Source organism: Caproicibacter sp. (assembly GCF_046707225.1).
Lineage (GTDB): Bacteria > Bacillota > Clostridia > Oscillospirales > Acutalibacteraceae > Caproicibacter.
Map to the genome: position 1 here is coordinate 1 of NZ_JBJKOP010000018.1, position 25145 is coordinate 25145.

Below are 25145 nucleotides of genomic sequence, written 5' to 3' on the forward strand. Positions count from 1 at the left end.
TTCGGCTTGCTCTTGGAATCGATGAGGGAAGCTGTTTGCGTGGCGGATAACGGGTTGATTGTCATGTTATAACACTCCATTTAGAATTAATTTGTGGATGGGGCTATGGTTCCCGAACCGACCATTTGTGTCCGACCGTTTTCATATTGAATGTATCCGGATAAGGAACTGGAATCGGTGGGCGTATAATATGTAATCGTCTCAGAATATCCATTCCCGACATAAATAGGATATGTCGGCCAGTTCTCTCCATTTAATATAAATTATCGTATATACTATCATCATAGCTGATGGTTGTGGCTGTGGCTGTGGCTGGATACACCACGATTGAAGAAACATAAACTTCATTTCGGCTGCTGGATGATATATTGGGCTGAATGGCTTTATTCCCGGAATCTTTTACTTCCGTGCTTATGCTTTTGGATTGAATGCTTGACGTACCGATTTGTAATGCATGTGCCTGAATTCCTGTAAAAGAAAATACCATACCGATGGAGACGACAAGAGCCAACCACGCTTTAAAAACTTGCTTTTTTATTACGATCTCCTTTCAAAATAACAGATTGGAATTATTTATAATTTCATACTATCACAATGACACTTTTTGTCAATCTGTTTTTGCAAAAATAATCGGTTGTTTTTTGGGGGGCCATTTTTCCGCAAACCCTTATAAAAACCTGTATACGTTCAATTAAGATTTCTCCTTATTTTCCTTTTCCGATACAAAGAGGGACTCCGGAAATCCGGAGTCCCTCTTATCTAAATTATAATTAACGGGGATTACCCGTTCCCCAACTCCTTCATCCCCGCGAAATGCGCCGCGACGACGCGGTCGCACCACGCGTCGAATTCCGGGTCCGGCGTTTGCAGCTCCGGGTGGGAACGAAGATACTCCACGCTGCGCCGCACGCCGTCGGCAAACCGGATTTCAGCCTGAAATCCCGGGACCAGGCGCTTGAGCTTTGTGTTGTCGAACACGCCGCAGCACGCCTTGTCGCCCAGCAGCTTGCCGAGCAGCTCCGGGTCGAACGCCGCGAGGAAGTCGGACGGAATGTGAACCAGGTTCGGCTTAACGCCGAGAGCCGCGCCGATCGCCTCGTAGGCGTCGTTCCAGGTGATCGCTTCGTCGCTTGTAATGTGAACCGCTTCGCCGATCGCGTGCGGGTTGCCGAGCAGTCCGCAGAAGCCTTTCGCAAAATCGTCCGCGTGCGTAAACGTCCACAGCGTCAGCCCGTCGCCGTGGACGATGACGGGCTTCCCCGAAAGGATTCTTTGAAGAACCTGCCAGGAACCGTTTTCCCCGTGAACGGCAAGCGGAACGTTTCGCTTACTATAAGTGTGACTGGGGCGTATGATGGTAACAGGGAAGCCCTCGGAGCGGTACGCCGCCGTAAACAGCTCCTCGCAGGCGATTTTGTTTCTGGAATAGCTCCAGAAGGGGTTGCGGAGCGGCGTGCTTTCCGTAATCGGATAACGGACGGGAGGCTTTTGATAAGCGGACGCGGAGCTGATAAAAATGAACTGGCCGGTTTTGCCGGTAAACAGTGAAATGTCCCTTGCTGCCTGCTCCGGCGTCATGACGGTGAAGTCCGCCACCGCGTCGAATGCTGTGCCGGAAAGAAGCTGCCGGACCTTTTCCTCGTCGGCAATATCCGCGCGGATACATTCGGCGCCTTCCGGAACAAACTCCGGGTGCGTGCCGCGCGTCAGCAGGGTGACCGACGCCCCGCGGGAAAGAGCCAGCTTTACCGCGGCGGAGCTGATGGTGCCCGTTCCGCCGATCAATAATACTTTCATCTTGCACACTCCATTCTTCTGTATTATAATAAGATTATCGTATCTTTTGTCGGTTTGTCGCATAATGATTACAATACTCAAAAGTTCGTGGAAAGGAAGTGACCGCAATGCTGAAGAATTTGTCCTTTCTGAACATGCTGGTCTGGAACCTTGTGATCGTCGGATTGTGGCATGTCGTTGTTTTTTTGATCTGCATCAAGTTGCCGAAATCTTCCTTCGATCCAACCAAAGAGCGTTACGCGCCCAAGGAATGGGAGCATGGCGGCCGCTGGTACCGGGATACTTTAAAAATTCAGGTCTGGAAAGACAGAGTTCCGCAGCATATTGGGAAAAACGGTTTTTCCAAAAGGCATCTGACGGAAATGTCGGTAGAATATCTGGATGAATTTATTCTGGAAACCTGCCGCGGCGAGTGGATGCATCTGAAAAACTGCATCTGTGCCGTCGTCGCGCTGATTATAAACCCGCTGCTCGTTGGAATCATCATGTCTTTCCTGATTATGCTGGCCAACGCGCCCTTTGCGGCGGTTCAGAGGTATAATCGGTTCCGCTTGCTGATTTTGCGCAAAAGGCGTTTAAGGGAGAGCCGTGCTTCCGGAGTGGAGCAGAACACCGTCACCGCTTAACCAGAGCACAGTTGATCAGACAGCCTGCCGTTTGCGGTACGGCTGTTTTTGATTGCGGGAAGGGTAATGGGATGGGCAAAAAACTGTATCTTGCAGCCTTCTTTACCTGCTTTTTTTTAATTCGGCTGCTGCCGGCGTCCGCCGTTGCCGCCTCGCCAACTTATTTTTCCTATTCGCTGGACCCCGCTTCCGCTTCCGGGGAAGAACTGGTGCGCCTGAATGTGACGGCGTACAAAACCGAAGAGACCGCCGCCGGCTTTCGGCTCAAAATTCATTATGACGAGGACAAGCTCGACTTTATCAGTACGGAAACCGCGGGGGCCGTCAAAAGCGGAACCATGCAAACCAGCGCGGACTCCGGCCTGATCAGCAGCGTGTATGTCTGCAATACGGAAAACGGCAGCGCGCCCCGGCTTTCCGACACAATTGCCTCTTTCCTGTTTCAGATTGCGGCGGACGCGCCGGCGGGGAACACCGCTCTGACGGTTTCCGCGGACCAGATCTGCGATTATGACGGGGATTCTCTGGATGCGGACAACACGGAAGCAAAGCTGAATCTGAAGATTCAGCGGTCTCAGTCTTCGGAAGCCCGCCTGACCGAACTGATTCCGTCGGCCGGCTTGCTGGAACCGGAATTTTCGCCTTCCGTGCGCAATTATATTTTAAAAGTCGGCAGCGATGTCGGCAGCGTGGATTTCCAGACCGGCGCGGCAGGCGGCGGCAGTATCCGTGTCAGCCGAAAAACACTCAACGGCGCGGGAAAGGAAACACAGATTGCCGTAACCGTTACTTCGGAGGACCGGACGCAAACCGCGCAGTACCTGGTTACGGTTGAGCGTGCGGCGAAAGCTGCGGCGGGGTCTTCCATCACCGAGGGCAAAGCGGCGGGCGGCGGCCCGGACCCTTCGCGGAAAACGGAAAGCGCCGCGCCGAAGGCCTCCGGCGGGAATCGGAGCGGAAGCGGCTCCGGTTCGAAAAGTTCCCCGGGCTTTGCGGCGGGCGGCGCGGGGGAGAGCGATTCCGGTCCCGGAGGAGACTCGCGGCAATCGGAAGCGCCGCAGACGGCCGGCGACAGGACCTTGATTCTGGTCGGCGACCGGATGCCCACCTTTTTAGCCGGAATGCTGTTTGCGATTCTCTGCGCTTTGGTTGGGATTCTTCTCAGCCAGTGGCTGCCCATTCACCGCAAACAGGGTTAAGGCTCATGTCTTTTTTACAAATTCCGTGTGGCAGACCGGACAGGTGATGACGATTTTTCCTTTACCTTTCGGCACGCGGAGCGTATTGTTGCATTTGGGGCACCGGTAGTACCGGTGCGTTTTTTTATCGTTCATGCGGTTCAGGGTTTTGCTTCGCCAGCTTTCAAATCGGGAGGAGCTGGTCCGGAACCACTGAAGAAACCGGTTCCAGAACCGCAGGAACACGGCGTTTTCCTGGTACCGCTTCGAGATGTTTCGGGAAAAAATCCGGTAGAGCCCCCACACCAGAAGCGCGAGCGCCAGATAGGAAAGAAGCGGCAGCCGGAGAAGATTGGCGATAAAGATCAGCAGAAGATAAGCGGCCATCAGGCCGATGCTCAGCTGGTCGGAGCCGTACCGTCCCGCCATCATGCGGTTGTACCAGTAGGTAAAGCGCATCAACCAGTTCAAATTTTCACATCCTTTTGCCTTGCGGCGATTCTGTTGTCATCATAGCATAGAATTTCCCAAAAGAATTGAATAAACTGTAAAAACAAAAATCCCCGCCGTGCGGCGGGGAAAAAATCGGGAATTATTGAACGACTACCGTGGTTCCTTCCGGAATATTGTCGTAAATCCATTTGGCGTTTGCCGTTTCCAGCCGGATGCAGCCGTGGGAGGCCGGAGTACCCAGCTTTGCCGCTTCCTGCGGTTCCATTTTCTGGTTCTCGTCGAACGGCACGCTGTGAAACAGGAAGGTTTTATAAAAACGGGTCCAGTAATAGGCTCCCTCTTTGACCGCGGGGTTATAAAAAGACTCTCCGCGGTCCGTGACGGTAAAGGTACCGGTCGGCGTATCGTTGCCGGCCTCCCCGGAGGAACACACATATTCCTGCACCAGGCGGTCCTTCGCGTCCAGGACAAAAACTTTCTGATCCTTGAGCGAAACATTGATTTTCAGCGGCTTGGCCGCTTCATTCAGCGAAATTTTTTCCGCTTCGGAGGAAGAGGGCTCCTCAGACGTTTGACTTTGCGGGGGTGCGGAAGACGCCGGCGCGGAAGAATCCGGCGCGGACGACACGGCCGCGCCCGACGGCGGCGCGGAGGAGGATTCCTTTTTGGCCGCTTCGGCAATCATGTCAAATTTCATCCAGTCCACGACGGCGGTCACCCCCGCGCGGAACTGTACCGGCCTGAGCGAAGCGTACGTCGCGCCCGCGCCGACAAACAGAATCAGGGCTACGAGCAATATGCGGTTTAACGGTCTTTTTCCGAACTCCTTCATCGGGAATCGGCACGTCCTTTCTATTTTTAACGGACCCCTGTCGCTTCGTGAGGAAAAGGGTCGTTTTCCTTTTTTATTTATTATAAATCAAAGAACGTGTTTTGCAAACCTCTGGGAAAGAATTCACAATAAATTTATAGAATAAGGAAATATTGGATTTCCGTCAGGCGGCGGGGTCCGCGACCACGCCGAGGAACAGGGGCAGATTCGTCGAGGTGTCGACGACGGCGATGACGAACGGCCGGTCGAATACGACCGAACGGGGCCGCTGAGAGGATGAGGATCCCGCGTCCAGGATGACGGCGGTTGCCGCGCCGGCTTTTAAACCTGCCTCGTCAACCTGAAGAAAGGTTTTTTGCAGCACGTTGCCGATATAAAGATTTCCCGCGGGGGAAGAGCCCATTGCGGAAAAATCGGCTTTGCCGCTGTTGAACGCGTCGGTAAGACCGAGCGATTGCAGCGCGTCGTTCAGGCTCAGCGCGCAGCTGAATTTGAATTTCGGCAGAGTCCCAATCGCCGTTCCGTCTCCCCCGGAACGCAGCAGGCTTAAAAACTTCCGTCCGGTCAGCGATTGAACATAGTCGTTGACGGAGGTTCCGCTTTTCGGCAGAATCGCCGCGAATGCGTAACGCGGATCCTTGAGCGGCTTGAGGATTCCCTCCGCTTCGCCGTCGTGCAGGTACGTTTCCGTCGACTCCATCATTTTCACGGTTTTGTCGCCTTCCGGCGCGTGAAACGTGCCGTCCCGGCTGTTGATGTAGGGGGATCTCCATTCCTGTTCCAGATACAGCGCGTTGATCAGGATCATCATTTCTTCCGGTTCGATCCGCCCGACCATCTTTTTGATGGTTCCGCCGGTGTTTTTGTCGACCCAGCTGTTGATTTTTCCCACGGCCGCGGGGTCGCCGAAGTCGAGCCTGTATGCGTCCGCGCCGAAGAAATCGGCGTTGCTTTGCAGAAACGGTTTTTTGACCGAAAGGCCCTGATCCCGGTACCAGATTGAGTTGGCGAGCAGAGTTTTCCCGCTAGTGACGGCTTTCAGTGCGCTCTGCTCGGCGGCAAAGCTTTTGTTCAGCGCGGAAAGATCCATCCCGCCACCCAGCAGGGCTTCAAACTGGGAAAGCGTGCTGCCCTTCGCTCCGTTTGCCGTCATGCCGAGCGCCAGGGCGGCGGAAGTCGGGGAGACAAGCGAGTTTTTGCCCGCGTCGGTTGTTTTTTGAAACAGTTTTACCGCGAAATCCGCCTGTGCAGAAATAAAGTCCTGACTGGGTGCGGCGGGAAGCTGCTGCTTTTGCGCACGGATGTTTTCCATCAGGTTTTCCTTTGCTTCCACGGTGACGGTCGCCGGTTTCAAAAGCGGCGAAAAAACCAGCGCGCAGACCAGAGCGGCGGCAAGCGCGCCGGTAAAGACCCATTTTGCGGCGCGCGGGCGCCGCGGCGGCTGTTCCATTCGGGAAGCGGCCGCATGTTTCCATGTTTCCGAAGCCCGAATCCGTTCGCATTCCTCACGGTATTGATCTTTATGATTCATCGTCAAAACCTCCTGTCAAAGAGTTTTTCAGCGCGGCGCGCGCCCGGAACAGCCAGGAGGACACCGTGTTTTCCCTCCGGCGCAGGATGCGTGAAATCTCCCTGACGCTGTACCCTTCGTAATAATAAAGGTAAATCACGTTCCGGTATAAAACGGGAAGGCACAGCACTGCGTCCAGAACTTCCGTGCTGTGCGGGGAATCGGGGACCGACTCCTCCAGCGCGACGGTTGGTCGGTTCCGCGCCGATTTCAGAAAATCCCGGCACTGATTGACGGTGACGCGGATCATCCAGGCTTTTTCGTGTTCCGGGGAAGCAAACGAACGGCGTGCGGTGACCCGTTTCAGGAAAACCTCCTGCGCAATATCCTCGGCATCCGCTCTGGCCTTCACATTGTGAAGGGCAATTCGAAGCACCATGTCGGAATAGCAGTTTAAAAGCTCTTCCGCTTCTCCGCTGACTTCTGCTGCTTTCATCCATTTCTCCCCTTTCAAATAGAATACGATTGGGACGCTGATTTCCTTGCAGCCGGGTAAAAAAATTTCCGTCGTTTTCCACTCCGGCCAGCATACCGCTTAAATTCTAAAATAATTTTCAGTTCGTTCATATTTGGGCTTGCAACGAGGTATCTCTATGGTATAAAATAAGGGTGTAAAACAGTATGCTACGATTACAATGAATGGGCAACGGAGTCCGACACGCTGTGCCGGGTTTTTTTTGACTTTATTTAAAATCTTACCGCAGGGAGGTTTGCGAAATGGGCCATTACAGCAAAGAGGATATCTACAAACTGATGGATGAAAACGACGTCACGTTCATTCGCCTGCAGTTTACGGATATTACGGGTATGATGAAGAACGTCGCGATCACCAAAAACCAGCTGAAAAAGGCGCTGAACAACCAGTGTGTGTTCGACGGCTCGTCTCTTGACGGTTTCGCGCGCGACGCGGAATCGGACATGTGTTTGCACCCGGACCGGGACACGTTTACCATGCTTCCCTGGCGGCCGACTCACGACGGGGTCGCGCGCTTTATCTGCGATGTCTATTCCCCGGAAGGCGAGCCCTATGACGGCGACCCCCGGCGAATTCTGAAAAAGGAAATGAAAAAGGCCGAGGAACTCGGGATCGAATTCAATGTTGGCCCGGAATGCGAATTTTTTCTGTTCGAAATGGACGATTACGGCAGGCCGACCACGCAGACGCGCGACACCGCGGGCTATTTCGACCTCGGCTCCATTGATATCGGCGGCGATATCCGCCGCGAAATCTGCCTGACGCTGGAAAGCATGGGCTTTGAGGTGGAGGCCTCTCACCACGAAGCGGCGGTCGGGCAGCATGAAATTGACTTTAAATACGATACGGCGCTCAAGACGGCCGATAATATTATGACTTTTAAAATGGCGGTTAAATCAATGGCGAAGGCTTCCGGCGGTTACGCGACCTTTATGCCGAAACCCCGTTCGGACGTGAGCGGCTCCGGAATGCATCTTCACATGTCGCTGATGCGCGACGGAAAAAATCTGTTCGACGGCCCGGACGATCCGTCCGGCAACGGCCTGAGCGAGACGGCCTACCGGTTTATGGCCGGGCTTCTCGCGCATGCCAGGGCGCTGACCGCGGTCTGTAATCCGACCGTCAATTCCTACAAGCGCCTTGCTTCCGGTTACGAGGCGCCCGTTCACATCACGTGGTCCTGCCGCAACCGCAGCCCGCTCATACGCATCCCCTCTTCCCGGGGGAAAGGGGCCCGCATTGAATTCCGTTCTCCGGACCCGTCCGCTAATCCGTACCTGATGCTTGCATGCTGCCTGGCAGCCGGACTGGACGGCGTTGAGAAGAAGATGACGCCGTCGCCCGCGACGGACTGCGACCTGTTCGACCTGCCGGATGAAAAAATCAGTGAAATGGGGATCGAAACGCTTCCGCTCAGCCTGATTGACGCCATGGAAGCGCTGAAAAGCGATCCGGTCATTGCGAATGTGCTGGGCGAGCACGCCCTTCATAATTTCCTGCTGGAAAAAGAGCGGGAATGGGCTCGTTACACCCGCGCGGTGACCGACTGGGAAATTGAAAATTACTTGCAGAAATATTAAGCCGGGCCTGAACGGCCATACCCCGCCGCTGCGGCAGCAACGGCGGGACTTTTTTCGCCCGGCCTTGAATTCGCTTCTGCGGAGAGCTAGAATAGGAACATCATTTAAATACGGAAGGGAATGAAAATGCCGGTGCAAAAAAACATTCTGGCCGTTCACGATATTTCCTGCGTTGGGAAATGCTCGCTGACGGTGGCACTGCCGATTCTCTCCGCGGCGGGCTGCACCGTCAGCGTTCTGCCGACGGCGGTGCTGTCAACGCATACGGGAGGGTTCACGGGGTTTACGTTCCGGGACCTGACCGAGGATATTCCCAAAATCACGGACCACTGGAAATCACTGGGACTGCGGTTCGATGCGTTTTACACCGGATACCTTGGCTCGTTTGATCAGCTCCGGCTGGTTTCCGGGCTGATTGACGAACTGGCCGCGCCGGGGGCGATGGTGTGCGTTGATCCGGTCATGGCGGACAACGGCAGTCTGTACGCTTCTTTTGGCCCTGAATTCCCGCAGGGGATGGCGGCTCTCTGCCGGAAGGCGGACCTGATTTTGCCGAACCGGACGGAGGCTGCGCTGCTGCTGGGGGAGCCGTACCGGGAGGGCTGGCAGGACCGCAGGACTGCGGAGGAAATGCTTCGGCGGCTGTCGGAGCTTGGCCCCCGCCGCGTGGTCTTGACGGGCGTTTCTTTCAGCGCGGAACAAACCGGATGCGCCGCGTACGACCGCGAGACGGGTGAATTCAGCTTCGCGTTCGCTCCGAAAATCGAAGGGAATTACCACGGCACGGGCGACGTGTTTGCCAGTGCCCTGATCGGCGCGCTGATGAACGGCTTCTCCCTCGGCGAGGCCGCTCGCGAAGCCGTCGATTTTACGCAGCGTGCCATTGCCCGGACTCATCTGGCGGGGACGGACGTACGCTACGGCGTGAATTTTGAAGAGGGCATCCCTTCCTTTGCGCAAAGACTGGCTTCGGACCCGGAGACTCTGTAACGGAGCCGCTAAAAGGGGTAAATCATGTCTGCCGGAAATTTTCCGGCTCGTATTCAATAGAGAAAGGCGACTGGAATGAAACATAAAATCCGTACGGAAGCATTTGACCTGATGCAGTATTTTTATACTTCGGCGCACAATCCGCTGATCCGCGCGATAATCCGCTTTTCGGGGCGTCTGGACCCGGATGTGCTCAAACGCGCGGTTGAGCTTTCGGTTTCCGCGGTTCCCGTTTTCCGGTGCGTCTTTTCACCGGAAACGCACGGCTGGGAAGACAAGGGATTCGGGGCGGACCGGATCGTGAGCGTGTCGGAAAACACGGAGGGCGCCGCGGCGGAAGAGCGCTTGCTGCTGGATACAATCAAGCTGGATTCGGAGCCGCAGCTGAAAATCCATTTGGTGCGCGGGCCGGAATCCGACACCCTCTGCGTGATTATCAGCCATCTTGTGGCGGACGGGGCCGGGTTTAAGGAGTACCTTTACCTGCTGGCGTCCCTTTATCGCCGCTGCTCGGAAAATTCCGGCTATATTGTACCACCTGAGCCGCTGGACCGAGACGTCGGGCAGGTTTTCCGGGGGATGGGCGCAGCGGAGCGAATCAGGGTTCTGCGTTCCCCTGTTAAAATTGAACAACAGGAGCCGGAAATGTTCCTGCCGATGGAGAAAGAGGAGGGGGAGCCGGTTACCGTTCTGCGCCGCGTCGAAAGCGAGCTTCTCACGGAGCTGAAGCGGTACGCAAAAAAGAGGGGAGCAACCTTCAATGACCTCCTGCTGACGGCATACGGGCGCGCGCACCATGCGATCACGGGGTGCGCGGAGTTCGCGATTCCCTGTCCGGTTGACCTGCGCAAGTACCTTTCCGAGAGCGAAAAGTGCGGAATTTGCAACCTGACGAGCAATTACATTTGCCGCTTTTCGATGAAAAAAAACGAGCCGTTCGGAGAGACCCTTGGGAAAACTGCCGCCCAGATGTCCTCACAGAAGGAAAACCGGAACTGCCTGAAAGGTCCGCTTGTTCTGGATTTCCTGTTTGCTGTTCTGCCCTATGCCGCTGCGAAAAAGCTTTTTGACAAAAACTTTAAAATCCCCGTTGTTTCCTTTACGAATCTTGGGGTTCTGGATTGGCGCAGGCTCGATTTCGGCAACGGAAAAGTCAACGACGCCTATCTTGCGACGGCGGTCAAGCACCCGCCCAGCTTTCAGGTCTCGGTTTCCACGTTCGGCGGCCGCTGCGCGCTTTGCAGCAGCCTGTATGCAACGGAGAAAAACCGGCGCGTCGCCGAACGGTTCCTGGACGGAATGATACTGGAACTGGAACGCGCGGTTTCGCCTTCTTCGCATAAAGCTCCGGCGAAAAGCCAAAATAATGCCGGAGGTGGTTCCAATGCCCAAAGACAGCCAGCCGGACAACAAAAAGGACCGGATTCGAAAGGCGAACGGGCAGACGCCCGTGACAAGGGAAAATCAAAATCAAAACCGAAACGCAAAAAAACAGTCCATCAAAAATAACGATGTATAAAAGGGGGTGCCTCAATGGCGAAAGCGGGAATGCGGCGCCCCGATTCCGGAGAGCCGACGCAAAGCAGTAAAAAAGCGCATATGCCGAGGAACACGCGCCCGGTGCCGGAGCTGCAGGGCAAGGCAAAACACGGGGAAAAACGCGCGCGGCCGACGTAACGGGCAAGGGAAAAAGCGGTTTCTCGCTTTTTCCCTTGCACCTTTTCCCCGCCGTGCGGCGGGGCGTGCGCGCGGGCGTAGCCTGCTCAGGGGCGGATATAGGAGTATCCCTCGTCCTGCCGCAGCGCCAGTTCCACGACTCCGGAGGGAACGGTTGTGACAAACGGCAGCAAATCGCCCGGCGTGAGATTCAGGTTTCCCATCGCGACGCGGCATCCCGCAAAGCAGACGCCCTCCCGACTCAACTCTTCCATTTGGCGGTCTAAGCCGGAGGAGTCTTTTTCTGTAAGCTGCCGGACTGCCTGCGAGTTTGCCAGAATTTCCACCTCGAACGAAACGTGTTCCTCCCGGCCGTACCGAACCATGTTCCTGGCGTTTGCCAGAACCAACGGCCAGCGGGCGGACTCGTCCACATGAAAAACCACCTTTGGCATTTTACTTCATCCTTTCCTGTCCTAAACAAATCCATATCATCACTATAATACCAAATTCCGGACTTTGTAAGACCTTTTTGCAAAATTCGGGTCGAAGGCATCGCAGGGGCAAAGACAGATTTGCGCGGGCATGCTATACTATTACAAAATGACTGATCGGGGGAGCTGCCGTAATGGGCGAAATCATCACCATCTATAAAATCAACTGCTATTCCGCGCCGGAACCGGAACAGGAGGGGGAAAGCTGCTCCCTGCTTCCGTGGAGGAATCAGCCGGGCATAACCGGCCGTGACGACGGCGGAAGGGACTATGTTCTGCCGGAGGAGTACGGCGCGGGCATCGCGCCGGGCGGCGACCCCGCCGTGTTCAGCGCGGAGGGCGGCCTTTGCGGGCTGATGCTGCACAACGGCAGCCCGCTTTTGATCGACGAAAAAAAGCGGCGGGCTTATCTTTTGGAGCCGGTCAAAAAAATCGCGTCATACCGGCAGGCAACCGGCATGACACTCGCGGAGCTTGCCGAACGGCTTTCCGTTACGCCTCAGCTGCTGTATCAGTGGGAAAACCTCGAGCGTGAGCCGGATGAGGAAATTCTGTTTCAAATCGCGTCGATTCTGGGCTGTAAACCGTCGGATTTGCGATAAAAAATTTCTTCCGCGGCTTGCAAAGTAGACTGTTTCCGTCTATAATATAAATGCACATCAATTTGGTATACATTAAGGGCAAATGCCCGTTTCATTGTAAAAAGTCGGAGAGGTGGAAAAGTCAGTGCAACTTTTGGAAATCAGGGATCTTGCGGTCAGCGTGGAGGGCAATCAGATTCTCCGCGGGCTGAACCTTACCGTGGGAAAAGGAGAAGTCCATGTTCTGATGGGCCCGAACGGCGCGGGAAAATCCACGCTGGTCAACACCGTGATGGGACATCCTCAGTACCATGTGGACGGCGGCTCGATCCTGTTTGAAGGACAAGACATTACAAACGCGCCGGCGAATGAACGAGCGAAAGCCGGGCTGTTTCTTTCATTCCAGAATCCGGAGGAAGTGCCGGGAATTTCGCTGGAAAATTTCATGCGCACGTCGCGCTATGCCGTAACGGGGAAGCCGGTAAAGCTGTTTGCCTATAAAAAAGAGCTGGCGCAGAAGATGGAGGAGCTCCACATGGATGAGGAGTATGCCTCCCGCTATTTAAACGTCGGGTTTTCCGGCGGGGAAAAGAAAAAGTCGGAAATTTTGCAGATGCTGATGCTGAACCCGAAGCTCGCGATTCTGGATGAAACGGATTCCGGCCTGGACGTGGACGCGGTCAAAATCGTCTCGCAGGGCGTCGAAAAATTCAGAAACGGAGAGAATTCCCTGCTGATTATTACGCACAATACGAAGATACTTGATTTCCTGCCGGTGGACGCCGTGCATATCCTGATGGACGGCAGAATCCAACAAACGGGCGACAGAACTTTGATCGACAGGATCAACGAATCGGGATTTCAGGGGCTTGAGGCCGTCTGAGAACGCGGAGGGAAATAAGAGTTGAACGCTTTGCATAAAAGAAAAACACAGGTGGAGGACATCGACCGCACGGTTTACGACATACGAGACCGTGTTAACGCCTCCTATCAGGTCGGACAGGGCCTGACGGCGAAAATTGTCAATGAGATTTCCGCCGCGAAAAACGATCCGGAGTGGATGCGCCTGTTTCGGCTTAAATCGCTTCAGGTTTACAACCGCCTGCAGCTGCCGGGCTGGGGGCCGCCGCTCGACGAACTGAATATGGATGAGATCGTCACCTACATCCGTCCGAACACCCAAATGAAGGCCAAATGGAACGAGGTGCCGGACGACATTAAGAATACGTTTGAGCGCCTGGGAATTCCGGAAGCGGAACGCAAGTCCCTCGCGGGCGTCGGGGCGCAGTACGACTCCGAGGTCGTTTACCACAACGTGCGCGAGGAAGTCCGCCGCCAGGGCGTTGTCTATACCGACATGGAAAGCGCGGTCCGGGACCCGGAATACGGCCCGATGGTCAAAGAGCATTTCATGAAGCTGGTCCCGCCGGAGGACCATAAATTCGTCGCCCTGCACGGGGCGGTCTGGTCGGGCGGTTCGTTTGTTTATGTTCCGCCGGGCGTCAATGTGGAAATTCCGCTTCAGTCCTATTTCCGGCTGAACGCGCCGGGCGCGGGCCAGTTCGAGCACACGCTGATTATCGTCGGCGAGGGCGCGAATCTTCACTTTATCGAGGGCTGCTCCGCGCCGAAATACAATGTTGCGAACCTGCACGCCGGGTGCGTTGAGCTGTATGTGGGCAAAAACGCGCGCCTGCGTTACTCCACCATTGAAAACTGGTCGAAGAACATGTTCAACCTGAACACCAAGCGCGCAGTGGTGGAAGAGGGCGGGACCATCGAATGGGTGTCCGGCTCGTTCGGCTCCCATATTTCGAATTTGTACCCGATGAGCATTTTAAAGGGCGAAGGCTCCCGCATGGAGTTTACCGGCATCACCTTTGCCGGCCACGGCCAGTCGCTCGACACGGGCGCGAAGGTGGTTCACGCGGCGCCGCATACCTATTCAAGCATCAACACCAAGTCGATTTCGAAAGACGGCGGCTGGTGCACCTACCGCAGCTCAGTCAGCATCCTGCCGCAGGCATACGGCTGCAAATCGTCCGTTTCGTGCGAATCCCTGATGCTGGACGACCGTTCCCGCTCCGACACGATTCCGGTTATGGATATCCGCAACGACGACGTGGATGTCGGACACGAAGCAAAGATCGGCCGCATCAGCGACGACGCGATTTTTTATCTGATGAGCCGCGGCATTTCCGAAGAGGACGCCAAGGCGATGATCGTGACCGGCTTTGCGGAGCCGATTGCCAAGGAACTCCCGGTGGAATACGCCGTGGAGATGAACAACCTGATTAAGCTGGAAATGGAGGGCTCCATCGGTTAAAGACCGGTGAAAGGGATTAAAATGAATCTGGAACTGGAACATGTCAATTCCCTGCCGGCGCCCACCTGGTTCCGGCTGGGAATCAACGAAATCAAAATCGGGGAAACAATTCCCGAAATTCATCCGTACGACGGGCGATATCTTTCCACAGAATTGCCGCGGAATGTTGAAATCTCTGCGGAGCCGCTTCCCGCGCCGGAGCTTTCGACCGGCATGGGGGACGCGGTCAGGGATTTTACGGAGGACAACCGGACCTGCGGCGTCACGGTTCACGTGCCGGACGGCGTGAAGGCGGAGCAGCCGGTGTATCTGACGTACCGCGTGGACGAAAAGAATCCGTCCGTGCTGGACGTCACAACGGTTGTCGCCGGGGAAAACAGCGAAGTGACCGTCGTCATGAGCTACACGTCGGCGGCGGATTTTCCCGGCTTCCACGGGGGGCTGACAAAGCTTTACGCGGGCAAAAACGCGGTGATCCGGCTGATTCAGGTGCAGATGCTCGGCGACAAATGCCTGCATTACGACGATGTGGGCGCGCAGTGCGCCGAAAATGGGGAAGTCAGCGTGATTCAGGCGGAGCTTGGCGGGAAAAGCGCGGCGGCCGGCCTGAAAGCCGCCCTGAAGGGCCGGAAAAGCCTGCTGAATCTGGATACCATCTATTTCGGCGACCGCAGCCGTTCCATCGATATTAACTATTTGGCGGAGCATACCGGCCGCGCCACACACAGTGAAATTCACGCGAGCGGCGCGCTGATGGATGAAAGCCGCAAAACGTTCCGCGGAACCATCGATTTTGTTCGCGGCTCCAAACGCGCGGTCGGGCATGAAAGCGAGTACAGCCTGCTGTTCAGCCCGAAAGTCGTGAACCGCTCTGCACCGTTGATTCTGTGCGCGGAGGAGGATGTGGAGGGCCAGCACGCGGCCTCCGCCGGCAAGATAGACAGCAACCGCCTGTTTTACCTCATGTCCCGCGGATTAAGCGAGCTGGAAGCGAGAAAACTGCTGATTGAGGCGCAGTTCCGTCCGGTGACCGACCGAATCCCGGATCCGGCGCTGCGGGACGCGGTTTCCGAGTATGTGAAAGAGAGGCTGGAAGGCATTGAATCCGTATCTTAACGATTTTCCGATTCTGAAAGAAGAACGCAACGGCAAACGCCTTGTTTATCTGGACAACGCTGCCACAACGCAGAAGCCGCTTTCCGTCATCCGGGCCGTGGACGAATACTACCGCAGCTCCAACGCGAATCCGCACCGCGGTCTTTATGAGCTGAGCATTCGCGCCACACAGATGTACGAGGACTCCCGCGCCGCGGTTCGTGAATTCATTCACGCGGAGAAGGACTGCGAAGTCCTGTTTACCCGCAACGCGTCCGAATCCCTGAACCTTGTGGCGTACAGTTACGGGATGAACTTCATGAAAGAAGGGGACGAAATCGCCCTGCCGGTTTCCGAACACCACAGCAATGTTCTGCCGTGGCAGATGGTGGCAAGGGCGAAGGGCGCAAAGCTGGTCTTCCTGTATCCGGACAAAAGCGGACGCCTGCCGCAGGCGGAGCTGGACAAAATCGGCCCTAAAACGAAGCTGGTCGCGGTCGCCCACGTTTCCAATGTTTTGGGCACGGTGTACCCGGTGGAGGAAATCGTCCGCAGGGCGCACAAAGCCGGCGCGGTGGTCGTGCTGGACTGCGCGCAGAGCATTCCGCATTACCCGGTCGATGTCAAAAAGCTGGATGTGGATTTCGCCGCGTTTTCCGGTCATAAGATGCTGGCGCCGATGGGCATCGGCGTGTTGTACGGAAAAGAAGAGCTGCTGAATCAGATGCCGCCGTTTTTAACCGGCGGCGAGATGATTGAATCTGTCAGCGAGCAGGACGCAACGTTCGCGCCGCTGCCGCAGAAGTTTGAAGCCGGGACGCAGAACGTCGGGGGAGCGGTTGGTTTGGCCGCCGCAATCGACTACCTGAAAAAGGTCGGCTACGACACAATCATTAAAACGGAAGAGGAACTGCTTTCCTATGCGCTGGACGGCATCGCGAAGATTCCGCATGTGACGGTGTACGGCGATACCAGAGTGGGCGAGCAGCGCTGCGGCGTGATCTCGTTTAACGTGGACGGAGTCCATCCGCACGACGTTTCCTCCATCCTGGATTCCGACGGGGTGGCGATCCGCGCCGGGCATCACTGCGCGCAGCCGCTCATGCAGTACCTCGGCGTGAACGCAACCTGCCGGGCAAGCCTGTATTTTTACAATACGAAGGAAGATATTGATATTTTTCTTGCAAGCCTAGGAAAAGTCAGGGGGTGGCTCGGCCTTGGGGATTGAAAACATCTACACGCAGATTCTGACGGAGCACAACAATTCCAGCCGCAATAAGCACCATATTGAGAATCCTACCGCGGTCCTCAAGGGCGTCAACCCGAGCTGCGGCGATGAAATTGAGCTGGAGCTGCGCGAAAAGGACGGCGTGATTGAGGACGCCGGCTTTACCGGCATTGGCTGCGCGATTTCACAGGCTTCGGCCTCTATTATGATCGACCTGATCAAGGGGCAGACCAAAGAGGAAGCGCTTCGTTTGGCGAATCTGTTTTTCGGCATGATCAAGAACGAAGTAACGGATGAATCGCAGCTGGAAGACCTTGACGAAGCGATTGCGCTCAAGGACATTTCTCACATGCCCGCTCGCGTCAAATGCGCCGTGCTGGGGTGGCACACGCTGGAAAACGCGATTCACGGGGAGCAGAACCCCGAAAAATCGTAAGGAAGCGGTTTTGATGAAAACGGTTACCTTTTCTCCAGACCCGAACAGCGCTGCCCGCGCGGCAGGCTTTTTGCACGAACCGAACGGTGAAATGCCCAACCGCGCGAAGCGGCCCTGCGTCGTAATCTGCCCGGGCGGCGGCTACGCCATGTTGTCGGAGCGGGAAACTGCCCCGCCTGCGGCTGCTTTTTTCGCAAAGGGATATCAGGTTTTTGTTCTGTATTACTCCATTCGGGAAAACGCGAAAAATTTGCAGCCTCTCATAGAACTGTCAAATACCGTTCTGACGATTCGGGAAAACAGCGCCGAATGGGGAATCGTTCCCAACAAAATCGCGGTTTGCGGTTTTTCCGCCGGCGGGCATGTGGCGGCTTGCCTCGGCACCTTATGGGACAGCCCGGAGTTGAAGGCGAAAACAGACACAAAAGAAGGCGGCAACAGGCCGGATGCCATGATTTTGTGCTATCCGGTTCTCACCGCAGGGGAATTTACTCACAGCGAGTCCGCGGCCTTTGTGTGCGGCGGGGAACCGACGGCGGAGCAGGTCGGGCTTTTCTCTCTGGAAAATCAGGTGAGCATGAAAACGCCGCCTGCTTTTTTGTGGCATACGTTTGAGGACGACTGTGTTCCGCTGGAAAATACGCTGTTTTTCGCCGCGGCTCTTCGGCGATGCCGGATTCCGTTTGAATACCACGTTTTTCAAAAAGGCGGGCACGGCCTTTCCATGTGCAGCGAAGAGGTCGGAACGCCAAATCCGCACTGCGCGGAATGGTTCCCGCTCTGCACGCAATGGCTGGGCGACCTGTTTGAGTTTAAGGAATAAAGCAAAACAGAAGCGGGAGGAATCCTGCTTCTGTTTTTCAGCTCTATTTGATTTTGTATCGCTCCGGCAAAACGGAGAGAAGAATCCCAATCAGCCGCCAGCGCTTTGAAATGTAGATTTTCTTTTTGTGCTTTTCAATCGCGTCGTAGATTTGCTCAGCTGCTTTTTCAGCGGTTGTGGCCCAAAATACTTTGGAGAGGTCGGCATGCTGAGTCATTTCGGTTTTGACCCATCCCGGAAGGACTTCTGTAACATGATATTCGCCTTTTGATTTGCGAAAGAGCTGCCGCAGGCCTTTTAGATAGGAAGAAACAAACGCTTTGGAAGCGCAGTATGCGTTGGTCCGGTCGCTGTACACCAGAGCCGACAAGGATGAGATTCCAACCAGATGCCCGTGCCCCTGAGAGCGGAAGCAGCTTACCGCCGCGTCGGCAATCGCCGCAAACCCGACTACGTCGGTTTGAATGGTATCTCGATCTTTTTCCCAATCGGCTTCCAAATTCGGCCGGACGATTCCCGCACAGATCACGATGATGTCGGCACCGTCCATTTCACAGATCATTTGCTGAAAAAGGGATACGGCGGAATCCGGGGAGGAAACATCAATCTGTTTCAGAAACGATTTTGAAGAAAGCTCCTTTTGAAGAGCTTCAAGCCGTTCCATACGTCTACCGGCAATTCCAACCGCATAGCCTTTGGCGGAAAGGAGCTTTGCGGTTTCTCGGCCCATTCCGGAAGTTGCGCCAATGATGATAGCTTTTTTCATACGAATTACCTCTTTACAATGTGAGTTGATACTCATATTATAAGAGGGAAGAACCCTGAAATCAATATTAATATGAGCAAAAACTCATATTTGTAAAAAGCAAATTGAATTTATGCTTCGGGAGAGTGGATTTTGTGGAAAATGAGAAGCAAGTAAGAAAGCCCAAGCAGTCACGAAGCCGGGAGACAAAAGAAAAGATACTTTCCGCTGCCTTTTGCCTATTTCGGGAAAAAGGCTATTATGAAGTGACTACAAACGAAATTGCTAAGGAGGCCGGCGTCTCCATCGGCAGTCTGTACTCTTATTATAAAGACAAAGATTCCGTCTTTTTGGATGTTCTGGAAGAGTATCACCGGGCGTTTTCTGAAACTTATCGCAGCATAGAACGCGAAATCGAAGAATATTTAGACAGACCGAAGGAATGGGTTTCACGGTTTCTGAAAGCGATGGTTCGGGTACACCGAGAGTTCCGGCAGCTGAATCTGGAGCTTAAGGCACTGCGGGATGTGAATCCGCAAATCGCCGCCCGGGTGGAAAAGGAGGAAACGACCGCGCAGGCGGAGATGCTGTTCTATTTTAAGAAATATCCGATGACGGTCAAAACGGAGGATCCGGAGGCCGCCGTTGCCGTTACCTTCCATATGATCGACGCGATTGTTGATTTGGTGGTGTTTGATTCCAGTATGGATGAAGAACGTATTTTGCGTGCGGGTACAGAGGCGGTTTATAAATTTTTAATGACCTGAAAAGGAAACAGGGTTAAATGAGTGCAAACTCATTTAACCCTGTTTTTTTAAGATTTTAATCGAACGGTATGGCTCCGAAAGATACGATTCGTCTAAATTTCCATCGTGCCGACTAAACTCTTCATCGCATCGATGGTGCGGCTCATCAGGTCGTCGAGGCTCCAGCCGAGCATGTCCGCGCCCTTCTGAATGACGTCCCGGGAACAGCCTGCGGCAAAGGCCGGAGTCTTGAATTTCTTTTTCACGGATTTTAACTGCATGTCCGAAACGCTTTTGGAGGGATGCATCAGCGCGACGGCGCCGATCAGCCCGGTTAATTCGTCGGTGGCAAACAGGATTTTTTCCATGATGTGTTCCGGCTTGACGTCGACCGTCAGGCCGTAGCCGTGGCTGACTACTGCGTGGATCAGCTTTTCGTCGATCCCGCGTTCCCGCATGATTTCCTGTTCTTTGATGCAATGCTGTTCCGGAAACTGCTCAAAGTCCAGGTCGTGCAGCAGGCCGACCGCTTTCCAGAATTCCACGTTTTCCGGGTCGTATTCCTGCGCGAAATACCCCATCACGCCGGAGACTACTTTTCCGTGATGCAGGTGGAACGGATCTTTGTTGTATTCCTCCAGCAGCTTCTGCGCCTCTTCCAGACTCGGTATTTTTTCCATTTGAACCCCCCGATTTCCATTTTGTTATTCCAGCAATTTCTGCATATCCTTAACCCATATCCTAGCCGATTCGGTTTCATTTGTCAAGAATTGCCGGGCCTTTCGCCGCGGGCTTGTACGCGGCGCTTCGGGGGGATATAATAGACATAACGGATCAGATACAGCGGGGAGGAGGGCCTGTTTGATGCGGATTTCACATCAGGACGCGATGCGGATTGTCACGGAAATGAGCGGGATCATCGATTATCCCGTCAATATGATGAACGACAGGGGCACAATCATCGCAAGCACGGACCCGAAGCGGATCGGGCAGTTCCACGAGGGCGCAAGCCAGATCGTGGAACGGAATCTCGACCGGATGAACGTGGAGAACGACAATGAATACGCGGGCGCACGGGAGGGCGTGAATTTCCCGATTTTGTTTCAAAATACGATCGTCGGGGTTGTCGGGATTACCGGAAAACGGGCGGAAGTGGCAAAGTACGGTGAAATCATTAAGAAGATGACGGAGATTCTGTTGCTGGACAGTTACCTGAAGGAACAGAAGCTACGGGACGAGACCATCCGGAACCGTTTTCTGGAGGAATGGATCTTTACGGAGAACGCGGAGCAGGACCCCTCTTTTCCGGAACGCGGAAAATTCATAGGGATTGACATTGAAAAGGCGCGCCGGGTGTTCATTTTGTCGCCGGAGGGAATGACGGACTGTGATGAAACCGCAGAGGGGCGGCGTCTGGCGGAGCAGATGGAAAAGTCCGTCAGGGGGCGGCTGAAAAGGGAGCAGGGCTGTTTGGTGCTGCGCAGCGGCGACAAACTGTTCTGCATCGCGGCGCGCAGGACGGACGAACAAATGAAACGGCTTGCCGCGGCCGTTCAAAGAGAGGCGGAGGCGGAATTCGGAATTCGGTTTTTCGCGGGGATCGACGGCAGCCAAGCCGGCTTTTCTTCTGTTTATACCGCTTGCCGGCAAGCCGAGAAAGCGCTTCGCGCGGCACGGTCCCGCCGGGGCCCGGGACTGCGGCTGTACGACGAAGTAACGGTTGATATTTTTTTGAACGAGATTTCCGACGCGCGCAAGGAAGAGTATATCCGCAGAATCTTCCGCGGCTGCGGGAATGAGGAAATCGGAGAATGGGCGCGTCTTCTGGAGGTTTTCTTCCGCGCGAACGATTCCATCTCAAAGTCTGCCGAGGAGCTTTTTATGCACAAAAACACGCTTCAGTACCGGCTGAAAAAGCTCGGCGAAGAAACGGGGCTGGACGCGCGAACCATGCCGGACGCCGCGCTCTTCTACCTTGCGGTACTGTTTTACCGCGAGCTGCATCCGGAGGAGAGCACGCCGCCGAACTGACAAAGCGTCTGTTTTTGAGAACAGAAAACCGGGCCGGATTCTGTCGCCCGTAACATATACGGTTCCGCCTCGTCAGGATAAAATGGAAACATACTTCGCTCTACAGCGTTTCCGATTTAGATTGCAAATATGGATATGTCCCTCCCCCGCCGAAGGCGGGGGAGGGACATAAGTAAATTCGACAATTCAACTGGAATTGCTGTAAGGCGGGGATCCTGATTGAAAAGGTGTGGATTGCAATGAAAAAGTTTGTTTTGATTCCGGATTCCTTTAAAGGCACGATGAGTTCCGCGGAGGTTTGCCGAATCATGGCGGAGCAGATCGGTCGATTTTATTCCGACGCCGAAATCGTCTCCATTCCCGTTGCGGACGGCGGAGAAGGCAGCGTGGATGCTTTTCTGGCTGCGGCGGGCGGAGAAAAGGTTTTCTGCAGGGTCAGCGGGCCTTTCGGAGAAGAAATGGAAAGCTTTTACGGCCTTCTGCCCGGCGGCACGGCGGTGATCGAGATGGCGGCCTGCGCGGGCTTTGCCCTTTCGGAGGGACGGCGCAGGCCGGACCTGGCGACCACCTTCGGGGTGGGTCAGCTGATGAGAAACGCGGCCTCGCGCGGGTGCAGAAAAATTATTGTCGGTCTGGGCGGAAGCTGTACAAACGACGCGGGGGCGGGCGTCGCCGCGGGGGCGGGCGTTAAATTTTTCAACGCGGACGGAAAAGAGTTCGTCCCGACGGGCGGAACGCTGTCGCAGGTCAGCCGGATCGACGTTTCAGGACTTGACCCCAGATTAAAAGAGGCTGAAATCACAGCGATGTGCGACATCGACAATCCGCTTTACGGGGAAACGGGCGCGGCCTATGTGTTTGCTCCGCAGAAGGGTGCGGACCCTGAAATGGTGCGCAGGCTCGACGGGGAATTGCGGTGCTTTGCCGAAACGGTTCAGCGCGAGCTGCGGCTCGACATTGCTGATGTTCCGGGCGCGGGCGCGGCCGGAGGCATGGGCGCGGGAATGGCGGCGTTTTTTGGGGCGGAGCTGAAAATGGGGATTGAAACGGTGCTGGATACCGTTGGATTCGACCGTATCGCAAAGGACGCCGACCTGGTTTTCAGCGGAGAGGGAAGGCTGGATTCCCAAAGCCTGCGCGGAAAAGTGGTTGCCGGTGTGGCCGCGCGGACCAAAAAGCTCGGCGTCAGGCTGATCGCGGTTGTCGGGGACATCGGCGACGACATTCAGCCGATCTATGACAGGGGGGTGTCGGCGGTGTTCAGCATTAACCGTGTGGCGGTAGACTTCAGCAAGGCGAAAAAGAGGAGCAGAAACGACCTTGCTCTGACCATGGAAAACCTGATGCGCCTGTTCAGTCAAATGCAACTTTAATGCGCTGCACGCAGTCTGCGCAAAAGGGTGCCGCCCCTCGAAACCGGGGGGCGGCGGAAGAAAGAGAAGTATTATGAAAAAAGTAATATCGTAAAGCCTTTTCGCAAGGCGCTTGCTGTTTGTCTGCGGGCCTGTGGTCCGGTATTCCGTCCTTCACCGCCGGCCTGTTGCAGTATTTTTTCTTCTTTTCACATTTCGATTGGAACACTTATAGTATGGATGGAAATTATGTCCTGTCGGTGAACCGCGTTTGAAGTTTTTTAGAAGATTTTGTGAAAAAATAATCGGCTGCTTTTATCACAGGGAAACGGGTGCGTGATGAGGACGGAGGCTGCGGGCCGTCGGACGCGCAGTGGAATACCAGCACGCGGATTCAGTCTTCCGTCGGTGATGCTGAAATCGATATCAGCCTTTCTCCGAAATGCTGATGGAATAAAGAAGAAAAAGACCGGGTCGAAGCCGGATGAACCGGATCGCCGCGGTCTTTTCTTTGGGTCGGATCGCCTAGGGGAAAATATGGAAATGGATCAAAATCCTTTGCCGTTTCAGTGAAGACGGTTATTCAAGGTCGGTGTCTAAAATGCACCCTGAGGGGAATTCCGGAGAGCACCAGCCCTGCGGCTCGTCAAATGAAACGATTTCTTCCGATTCGGTTTCCGGATTTCTCATATCTTTTTCCTTCATAATTTGTGCCTCCTTTTTTTATTTCTGTATTTATTATAGTCTGGGAACGTCAAAAGATCAATACTAAAAATAGTAATTGTTATTATTATTTTTTTGATTTTTTTTGTGCAGTTTTCTTCTTATTCTCGTTTTTCGCCTGCAAATGAACCGAAGAAAGCTCGGCACTCCTGAGAACCATCGTATTTTCTTGAATAAAATAATATGGTATAATAGTACCATCGTTCATAGTGGTGTCTACACGTTGATGATTTACAGAGGGGGATACTGTATGGAAAAGCAGGAACGAGTCAAGGCGATACTAGGGATAAGCTTGCTTTATATAATCGTTACAAGCATATTTTCACTTATCAATAAAATTTGCTCAATTTTAATTTCTCAGAACGTCGCTGGTGTAAAAATTCGCTCTTTCTTGTATGGCAATTTGCTTTGGGTGATGACTGCCGCGATAATAATAATTGCTTTGATCCTGTACCTAAAAAAGTTGAACGAAGGACTGCATAGCTTATTAGAAAATTCACTGATTCGGATTACTGCGGGACTATTAGTAGCACTAGAGGGAATCATTCGTCTGTCAATCGCAATTCCTCTGTATGTAGCGAGTATACAATCGGCAATACAAACATCGCACATGATGCAGCAAAGTATGCAAAGAATGCTTACGGAAGTAATAAGTTTGGATGTGGTTTCTGTTCTTATTTTTATTTGTCAAATATTTGCCGGGTTCTATCTAATAAAGTTCCACAAGAACAAAACAGATTAAGCGGCGGTATCCATGGTATCCAAGGATCCTGCTGCGTCCGCCGCCGATGTAGCCGTGTGGCAAGCGTTTTCCGCCGACGAGGTGCCGATCTTGCAGCAACCGCTTCCGACCGCTCTCACTTTTTCTGTCTCCCCATTTTCCGCGTCGTAAAGCCTTTTTTCAAAAAGTATTGACATTCTGTCGCGAAAATGTTATTATACTTAAGCGCTGTAAAAACGCTGGCGTAGCTCAGTTGGTAGAGCAGCTGATTTGTAATCAGCAGGTCGGGGGTTCAAGTCCGTCTGCCAGCTCCAGTTTCAATGAAAAAGGAGCTTTGCTTTTTCCAACAAGGCTCCACATACGGAGGAGTTCCAGAGCGGTCAAATGGGGCAGACTGTAAATCTGTTGCCTTACGGCTTCGATGGTCCGAATCCATCCTCCTCCACCAAATGAAAACCCGCATGCTTCTTAGGAATCATGCGGATTTTGCTATACCCGGAAACTCACGCGAAAAGGCGATGCCCCGAAGCAGGATGGATGTTTTTGGGAGTCGCTTTTCACTACATATAAATACATTCGTCCACATTGAGCTACCCCAATGGTTTGTGCTGAGAGTGGTTCATGGTATCGACGATCTGCTTGTATCTTTATCGAAATGCTTTATAATATGCTTGTCGGGGTAAGTTG

At 54.1% G+C, this 25145-nt stretch carries 27 protein-coding genes and 2 tRNA genes; 19 read left to right on the forward strand and 10 right to left on the reverse strand.

The window, feature by feature from the left end:
- Window positions 1-780: 780 nt before the first annotated feature.
- Window positions 781-1797 (reverse strand): SDR family oxidoreductase, encoded by a 1017-nt coding sequence (locus tag ACLQ3M_RS02745; RefSeq protein WP_411676181.1) that lies wholly within the window; start codon window positions 1795-1797, stop codon window positions 781-783.
- Window positions 1798-1904: 107 nt separating this feature from the next.
- On the opposite strand from ACLQ3M_RS02745, the gene ACLQ3M_RS02750 reads away from it, so the two are divergent.
- Window positions 1905-2423, forward strand: coding sequence for a hypothetical protein (locus tag ACLQ3M_RS02750; RefSeq protein WP_411676182.1), 519 nt, complete (start codon window positions 1905-1907; stop codon window positions 2421-2423).
- Between the two features lie 71 nt (window positions 2424-2494).
- Window positions 2495-3622, forward strand: coding sequence for a cadherin-like beta sandwich domain-containing protein (locus ACLQ3M_RS02755; RefSeq protein WP_411676183.1), 1128 nt, complete (start codon window positions 2495-2497; stop codon window positions 3620-3622).
- 3 nt (window positions 3623-3625) lie between these two features.
- Here ACLQ3M_RS02755 and ACLQ3M_RS02760 read toward each other — a convergent pair whose 3' ends face one another.
- The 4 genes from ACLQ3M_RS02760 to ACLQ3M_RS02775 form a co-directional block, all read right to left on the reverse strand.
- A complete protein-coding gene (locus ACLQ3M_RS02760; protein WP_411676184.1) occupies window positions 3626-4072 on the reverse strand; it encodes a hypothetical protein in 447 nt (148 codons plus the stop codon).
- A 121-nt stretch (window positions 4073-4193) separates the two neighbouring features.
- Complete coding sequence (locus ACLQ3M_RS02765; protein ID WP_411676185.1) at window positions 4194-4886, reverse strand: L,D-transpeptidase; 693 nt, start codon at window positions 4884-4886, stop codon at window positions 4194-4196.
- Window positions 4887-5049: 163 nt separating this feature from the next.
- Complete coding sequence (locus ACLQ3M_RS02770) at window positions 5050-6417, reverse strand: serpin family protein (RefSeq protein WP_411676186.1); 1368 nt, start codon at window positions 6415-6417, stop codon at window positions 5050-5052.
- Complete coding sequence (locus tag ACLQ3M_RS02775) at window positions 6407-6892, reverse strand: sigma-70 family RNA polymerase sigma factor (protein WP_411676187.1); 486 nt, start codon at window positions 6890-6892, stop codon at window positions 6407-6409. Before ACLQ3M_RS02775 ends, ACLQ3M_RS02770 begins: the two co-directional genes overlap by 11 nt.
- Window positions 6893-7173: 281 nt before the next feature.
- Here ACLQ3M_RS02775 and glnA point away from each other — a divergent pair, with 281 nt between their 5' ends.
- The 4 genes from glnA (at window position 7174) to ACLQ3M_RS02795 (ending at window position 11178) form a co-directional block, all read left to right on the forward strand.
- Entirely contained in the window at window positions 7174-8511 is a 1338-nt protein-coding gene (glnA, locus tag ACLQ3M_RS02780; protein ID WP_411676188.1) for a type I glutamate--ammonia ligase, read from the forward strand.
- Between the two features lie 126 nt (window positions 8512-8637).
- Entirely contained in the window at window positions 8638-9501 is an 864-nt protein-coding gene (locus tag ACLQ3M_RS02785; RefSeq protein ID WP_411676189.1) for a pyridoxamine kinase, read from the forward strand.
- A gap of 75 nt (window positions 9502-9576) precedes the next feature.
- Window positions 9577-11010 (forward strand): hypothetical protein, encoded by a 1434-nt coding sequence (locus ACLQ3M_RS02790; RefSeq protein ID WP_411676190.1) that lies wholly within the window; start codon window positions 9577-9579, stop codon window positions 11008-11010.
- A gap of 24 nt (window positions 11011-11034) precedes the next feature.
- The gene (locus tag ACLQ3M_RS02795) at window positions 11035-11178 is read left to right on the forward strand and encodes a hypothetical protein (RefSeq protein ID WP_166525041.1); all 144 of its coding nucleotides are present in this window, start codon (window positions 11035-11037) and stop codon (window positions 11176-11178) included.
- An 86-nt stretch (window positions 11179-11264) separates the two neighbouring features.
- Here ACLQ3M_RS02795 and ACLQ3M_RS02800 read toward each other — a convergent pair whose 3' ends face one another.
- Window positions 11265-11612, reverse strand: coding sequence for a DsrE family protein (locus tag ACLQ3M_RS02800; protein WP_411676191.1), 348 nt, complete (start codon window positions 11610-11612; stop codon window positions 11265-11267).
- A 173-nt stretch (window positions 11613-11785) separates the two neighbouring features.
- Between ACLQ3M_RS02800 and ACLQ3M_RS02805 the strand changes: the two genes are divergently transcribed.
- The 7 genes from ACLQ3M_RS02805 to ACLQ3M_RS02835 all read left to right on the forward strand — a co-directional run bounded on the left by ACLQ3M_RS02805 (window position 11786) and on the right by ACLQ3M_RS02835 (window position 18140).
- The gene (locus ACLQ3M_RS02805; protein ID WP_411676192.1) at window positions 11786-12253 is read left to right on the forward strand and encodes a helix-turn-helix domain-containing protein; all 468 of its coding nucleotides are present in this window, start codon (window positions 11786-11788) and stop codon (window positions 12251-12253) included.
- Window positions 12254-12377: 124 nt separating this feature from the next.
- Entirely contained in the window at window positions 12378-13115 is a 738-nt protein-coding gene (gene sufC / locus ACLQ3M_RS02810; protein ID WP_411676193.1) for a Fe-S cluster assembly ATPase SufC, read from the forward strand.
- A 30-nt stretch (window positions 13116-13145) separates the two neighbouring features.
- Window positions 13146-14558 carry a Fe-S cluster assembly protein SufB gene (gene sufB / locus ACLQ3M_RS02815; protein ID WP_411676221.1) on the forward strand — a complete coding sequence of 471 codons (1413 nt, stop codon included), beginning with the start codon at window positions 13146-13148 and terminating at the stop codon, window positions 14556-14558.
- A gap of 21 nt (window positions 14559-14579) precedes the next feature.
- The gene (locus ACLQ3M_RS02820; RefSeq protein ID WP_411676194.1) at window positions 14580-15674 is read left to right on the forward strand and encodes a SufD family Fe-S cluster assembly protein; all 1095 of its coding nucleotides are present in this window, start codon (window positions 14580-14582) and stop codon (window positions 15672-15674) included.
- Complete coding sequence (locus ACLQ3M_RS02825) at window positions 15658-16881, forward strand: cysteine desulfurase (protein WP_411676196.1); 1224 nt, start codon at window positions 15658-15660, stop codon at window positions 16879-16881. Before ACLQ3M_RS02820 ends, ACLQ3M_RS02825 begins: the two co-directional genes overlap by 17 nt.
- Window positions 16871-17317, forward strand: coding sequence for a Fe-S cluster assembly sulfur transfer protein SufU (gene sufU / locus ACLQ3M_RS02830; RefSeq protein ID WP_411676197.1), 447 nt, complete (start codon window positions 16871-16873; stop codon window positions 17315-17317). The genes ACLQ3M_RS02825 and sufU overlap by 11 nt, the downstream gene beginning before the upstream one ends.
- Window positions 17318-17330: 13 nt before the next feature.
- The gene (locus ACLQ3M_RS02835; protein ID WP_411676198.1) at window positions 17331-18140 is read left to right on the forward strand and encodes an alpha/beta hydrolase; all 810 of its coding nucleotides are present in this window, start codon (window positions 17331-17333) and stop codon (window positions 18138-18140) included.
- A gap of 43 nt (window positions 18141-18183) precedes the next feature.
- Here the strand turns inward: ACLQ3M_RS02835 and ACLQ3M_RS02840 are convergent, their stop codons facing one another.
- Window positions 18184-18906 carry an SDR family NAD(P)-dependent oxidoreductase gene (locus ACLQ3M_RS02840; RefSeq protein WP_411676199.1) on the reverse strand — a complete coding sequence of 241 codons (723 nt, stop codon included), beginning with the start codon at window positions 18904-18906 and terminating at the stop codon, window positions 18184-18186.
- 134 nt (window positions 18907-19040) lie between these two features.
- Here ACLQ3M_RS02840 and ACLQ3M_RS02845 point away from each other — a divergent pair, with 134 nt between their 5' ends.
- Complete coding sequence (locus tag ACLQ3M_RS02845) at window positions 19041-19652, forward strand: TetR/AcrR family transcriptional regulator (RefSeq protein ID WP_411676200.1); 612 nt, start codon at window positions 19041-19043, stop codon at window positions 19650-19652.
- A gap of 92 nt (window positions 19653-19744) precedes the next feature.
- Here ACLQ3M_RS02845 and ACLQ3M_RS02850 read toward each other — a convergent pair whose 3' ends face one another.
- A complete protein-coding gene (locus ACLQ3M_RS02850; RefSeq protein ID WP_411676201.1) occupies window positions 19745-20311 on the reverse strand; it encodes a hydrolase in 567 nt (188 codons plus the stop codon).
- Between the two features lie 184 nt (window positions 20312-20495).
- Between ACLQ3M_RS02850 and ACLQ3M_RS02855 the strand changes: the two genes are divergently transcribed.
- Together ACLQ3M_RS02855 and ACLQ3M_RS02860 are read left to right on the forward strand one after the other, a co-directional pair.
- Entirely contained in the window at window positions 20496-21662 is a 1167-nt protein-coding gene (locus tag ACLQ3M_RS02855) for a CdaR family transcriptional regulator (protein ID WP_411676202.1), read from the forward strand.
- Between the two features lie 239 nt (window positions 21663-21901).
- Window positions 21902-23035 (forward strand): glycerate kinase, encoded by a 1134-nt coding sequence (locus tag ACLQ3M_RS02860; RefSeq protein WP_411676203.1) that lies wholly within the window; start codon window positions 21902-21904, stop codon window positions 23033-23035.
- Window positions 23036-23593: 558 nt separating this feature from the next.
- Here the strand turns inward: ACLQ3M_RS02860 and ACLQ3M_RS02865 are convergent.
- Window positions 23594-23719 carry a hypothetical protein gene (locus ACLQ3M_RS02865; RefSeq protein WP_411676204.1) on the reverse strand — a complete coding sequence of 42 codons (126 nt, stop codon included), beginning with the start codon at window positions 23717-23719 and terminating at the stop codon, window positions 23594-23596.
- Window positions 23720-23987: 268 nt separating this feature from the next.
- On the opposite strand from ACLQ3M_RS02865, the gene ACLQ3M_RS02870 reads away from it, so the two are divergent.
- Window positions 23988-24479: a hypothetical protein gene (locus ACLQ3M_RS02870; RefSeq protein WP_411676205.1), complete on the forward strand. Its 492-nt coding sequence runs from the start codon at window positions 23988-23990 to the stop codon at window positions 24477-24479.
- On the opposite strand, the gene ACLQ3M_RS02875 is transcribed toward ACLQ3M_RS02870, so the two are convergent.
- Window positions 24476-24598 (reverse strand): hypothetical protein, encoded by a 123-nt coding sequence (locus ACLQ3M_RS02875; protein ID WP_411676206.1) that lies wholly within the window; start codon window positions 24596-24598, stop codon window positions 24476-24478. The genes ACLQ3M_RS02870 and ACLQ3M_RS02875 overlap by 4 nt on opposite strands.
- 98 nt (window positions 24599-24696) lie before the next feature.
- Between ACLQ3M_RS02875 and ACLQ3M_RS02880 the strand changes: the two genes are divergently transcribed.
- Window positions 24697-24772: transfer RNA gene (locus tag ACLQ3M_RS02880), tRNA-Thr, on the forward strand.
- A 48-nt stretch (window positions 24773-24820) separates the two neighbouring features.
- Window positions 24821-24906: transfer RNA gene (locus tag ACLQ3M_RS02885), tRNA-Tyr, on the forward strand.
- Window positions 24907-25145: the final 239 nt, after the last annotated feature.

Coding starts and splice junctions, on each gene's coding strand:
- ACLQ3M_RS02785 (WP_411676189.1), top strand. CDS start 8,638: ATGCCGGTGCAAAAAAACATTCTGGCCGTTCACGATATTTCCTGCGTT.
- ACLQ3M_RS02775 (WP_411676187.1), bottom strand. CDS start 6,892: ATGAAAGCAGCAGAAGTCAGCGGAGAAGCGGAAGAGCTTTTAAACTGC.
- ACLQ3M_RS02850 (WP_411676201.1), bottom strand. CDS start 20,311: ATGGAAAAAATACCGAGTCTGGAAGAGGCGCAGAAGCTGCTGGAGGAA.
- ACLQ3M_RS02865 (WP_411676204.1), bottom strand. CDS start 23,719: ATGAAGGAAAAAGATATGAGAAATCCGGAAACCGAATCGGAAGAAATC.
- ACLQ3M_RS02860 (WP_411676203.1), top strand. CDS start 21,902: ATGAAAAAGTTTGTTTTGATTCCGGATTCCTTTAAAGGCACGATGAGT.
- ACLQ3M_RS02745 (WP_411676181.1), bottom strand. CDS start 1,797: ATGAAAGTATTATTGATCGGCGGAACGGGCACCATCAGCTCCGCCGCG.
- ACLQ3M_RS02800 (WP_411676191.1), bottom strand. CDS start 11,612: ATGCCAAAGGTGGTTTTTCATGTGGACGAGTCCGCCCGCTGGCCGTTG.
- ACLQ3M_RS02840 (WP_411676199.1), bottom strand. CDS start 18,906: ATGAAAAAAGCTATCATCATTGGCGCAACTTCCGGAATGGGCCGAGAA.
- ACLQ3M_RS02835 (WP_411676198.1), top strand. CDS start 17,331: ATGAAAACGGTTACCTTTTCTCCAGACCCGAACAGCGCTGCCCGCGCG.
- ACLQ3M_RS02805 (WP_411676192.1), top strand. CDS start 11,786: ATGGGCGAAATCATCACCATCTATAAAATCAACTGCTATTCCGCGCCG.
- ACLQ3M_RS02765 (WP_411676185.1), bottom strand. CDS start 4,886: ATGAAGGAGTTCGGAAAAAGACCGTTAAACCGCATATTGCTCGTAGCC.
- ACLQ3M_RS02755 (WP_411676183.1), top strand. CDS start 2,495: ATGGGCAAAAAACTGTATCTTGCAGCCTTCTTTACCTGCTTTTTTTTA.
- ACLQ3M_RS02770 (WP_411676186.1), bottom strand. CDS start 6,417: ATGAATCATAAAGATCAATACCGTGAGGAATGCGAACGGATTCGGGCT.
- ACLQ3M_RS02870 (WP_411676205.1), top strand. CDS start 23,988: ATGGAAAAGCAGGAACGAGTCAAGGCGATACTAGGGATAAGCTTGCTT.
- glnA (WP_411676188.1), top strand. CDS start 7,174: ATGGGCCATTACAGCAAAGAGGATATCTACAAACTGATGGATGAAAAC.
- ACLQ3M_RS02795 (WP_166525041.1), top strand. CDS start 11,035: ATGGCGAAAGCGGGAATGCGGCGCCCCGATTCCGGAGAGCCGACGCAA.
- ACLQ3M_RS02750 (WP_411676182.1), top strand. CDS start 1,905: ATGCTGAAGAATTTGTCCTTTCTGAACATGCTGGTCTGGAACCTTGTG.
- ACLQ3M_RS02855 (WP_411676202.1), top strand. CDS start 20,496: ATGCGGATTTCACATCAGGACGCGATGCGGATTGTCACGGAAATGAGC.
- ACLQ3M_RS02790 (WP_411676190.1), top strand. CDS start 9,577: ATGAAACATAAAATCCGTACGGAAGCATTTGACCTGATGCAGTATTTT.
- ACLQ3M_RS02820 (WP_411676194.1), top strand. CDS start 14,580: ATGAATCTGGAACTGGAACATGTCAATTCCCTGCCGGCGCCCACCTGG.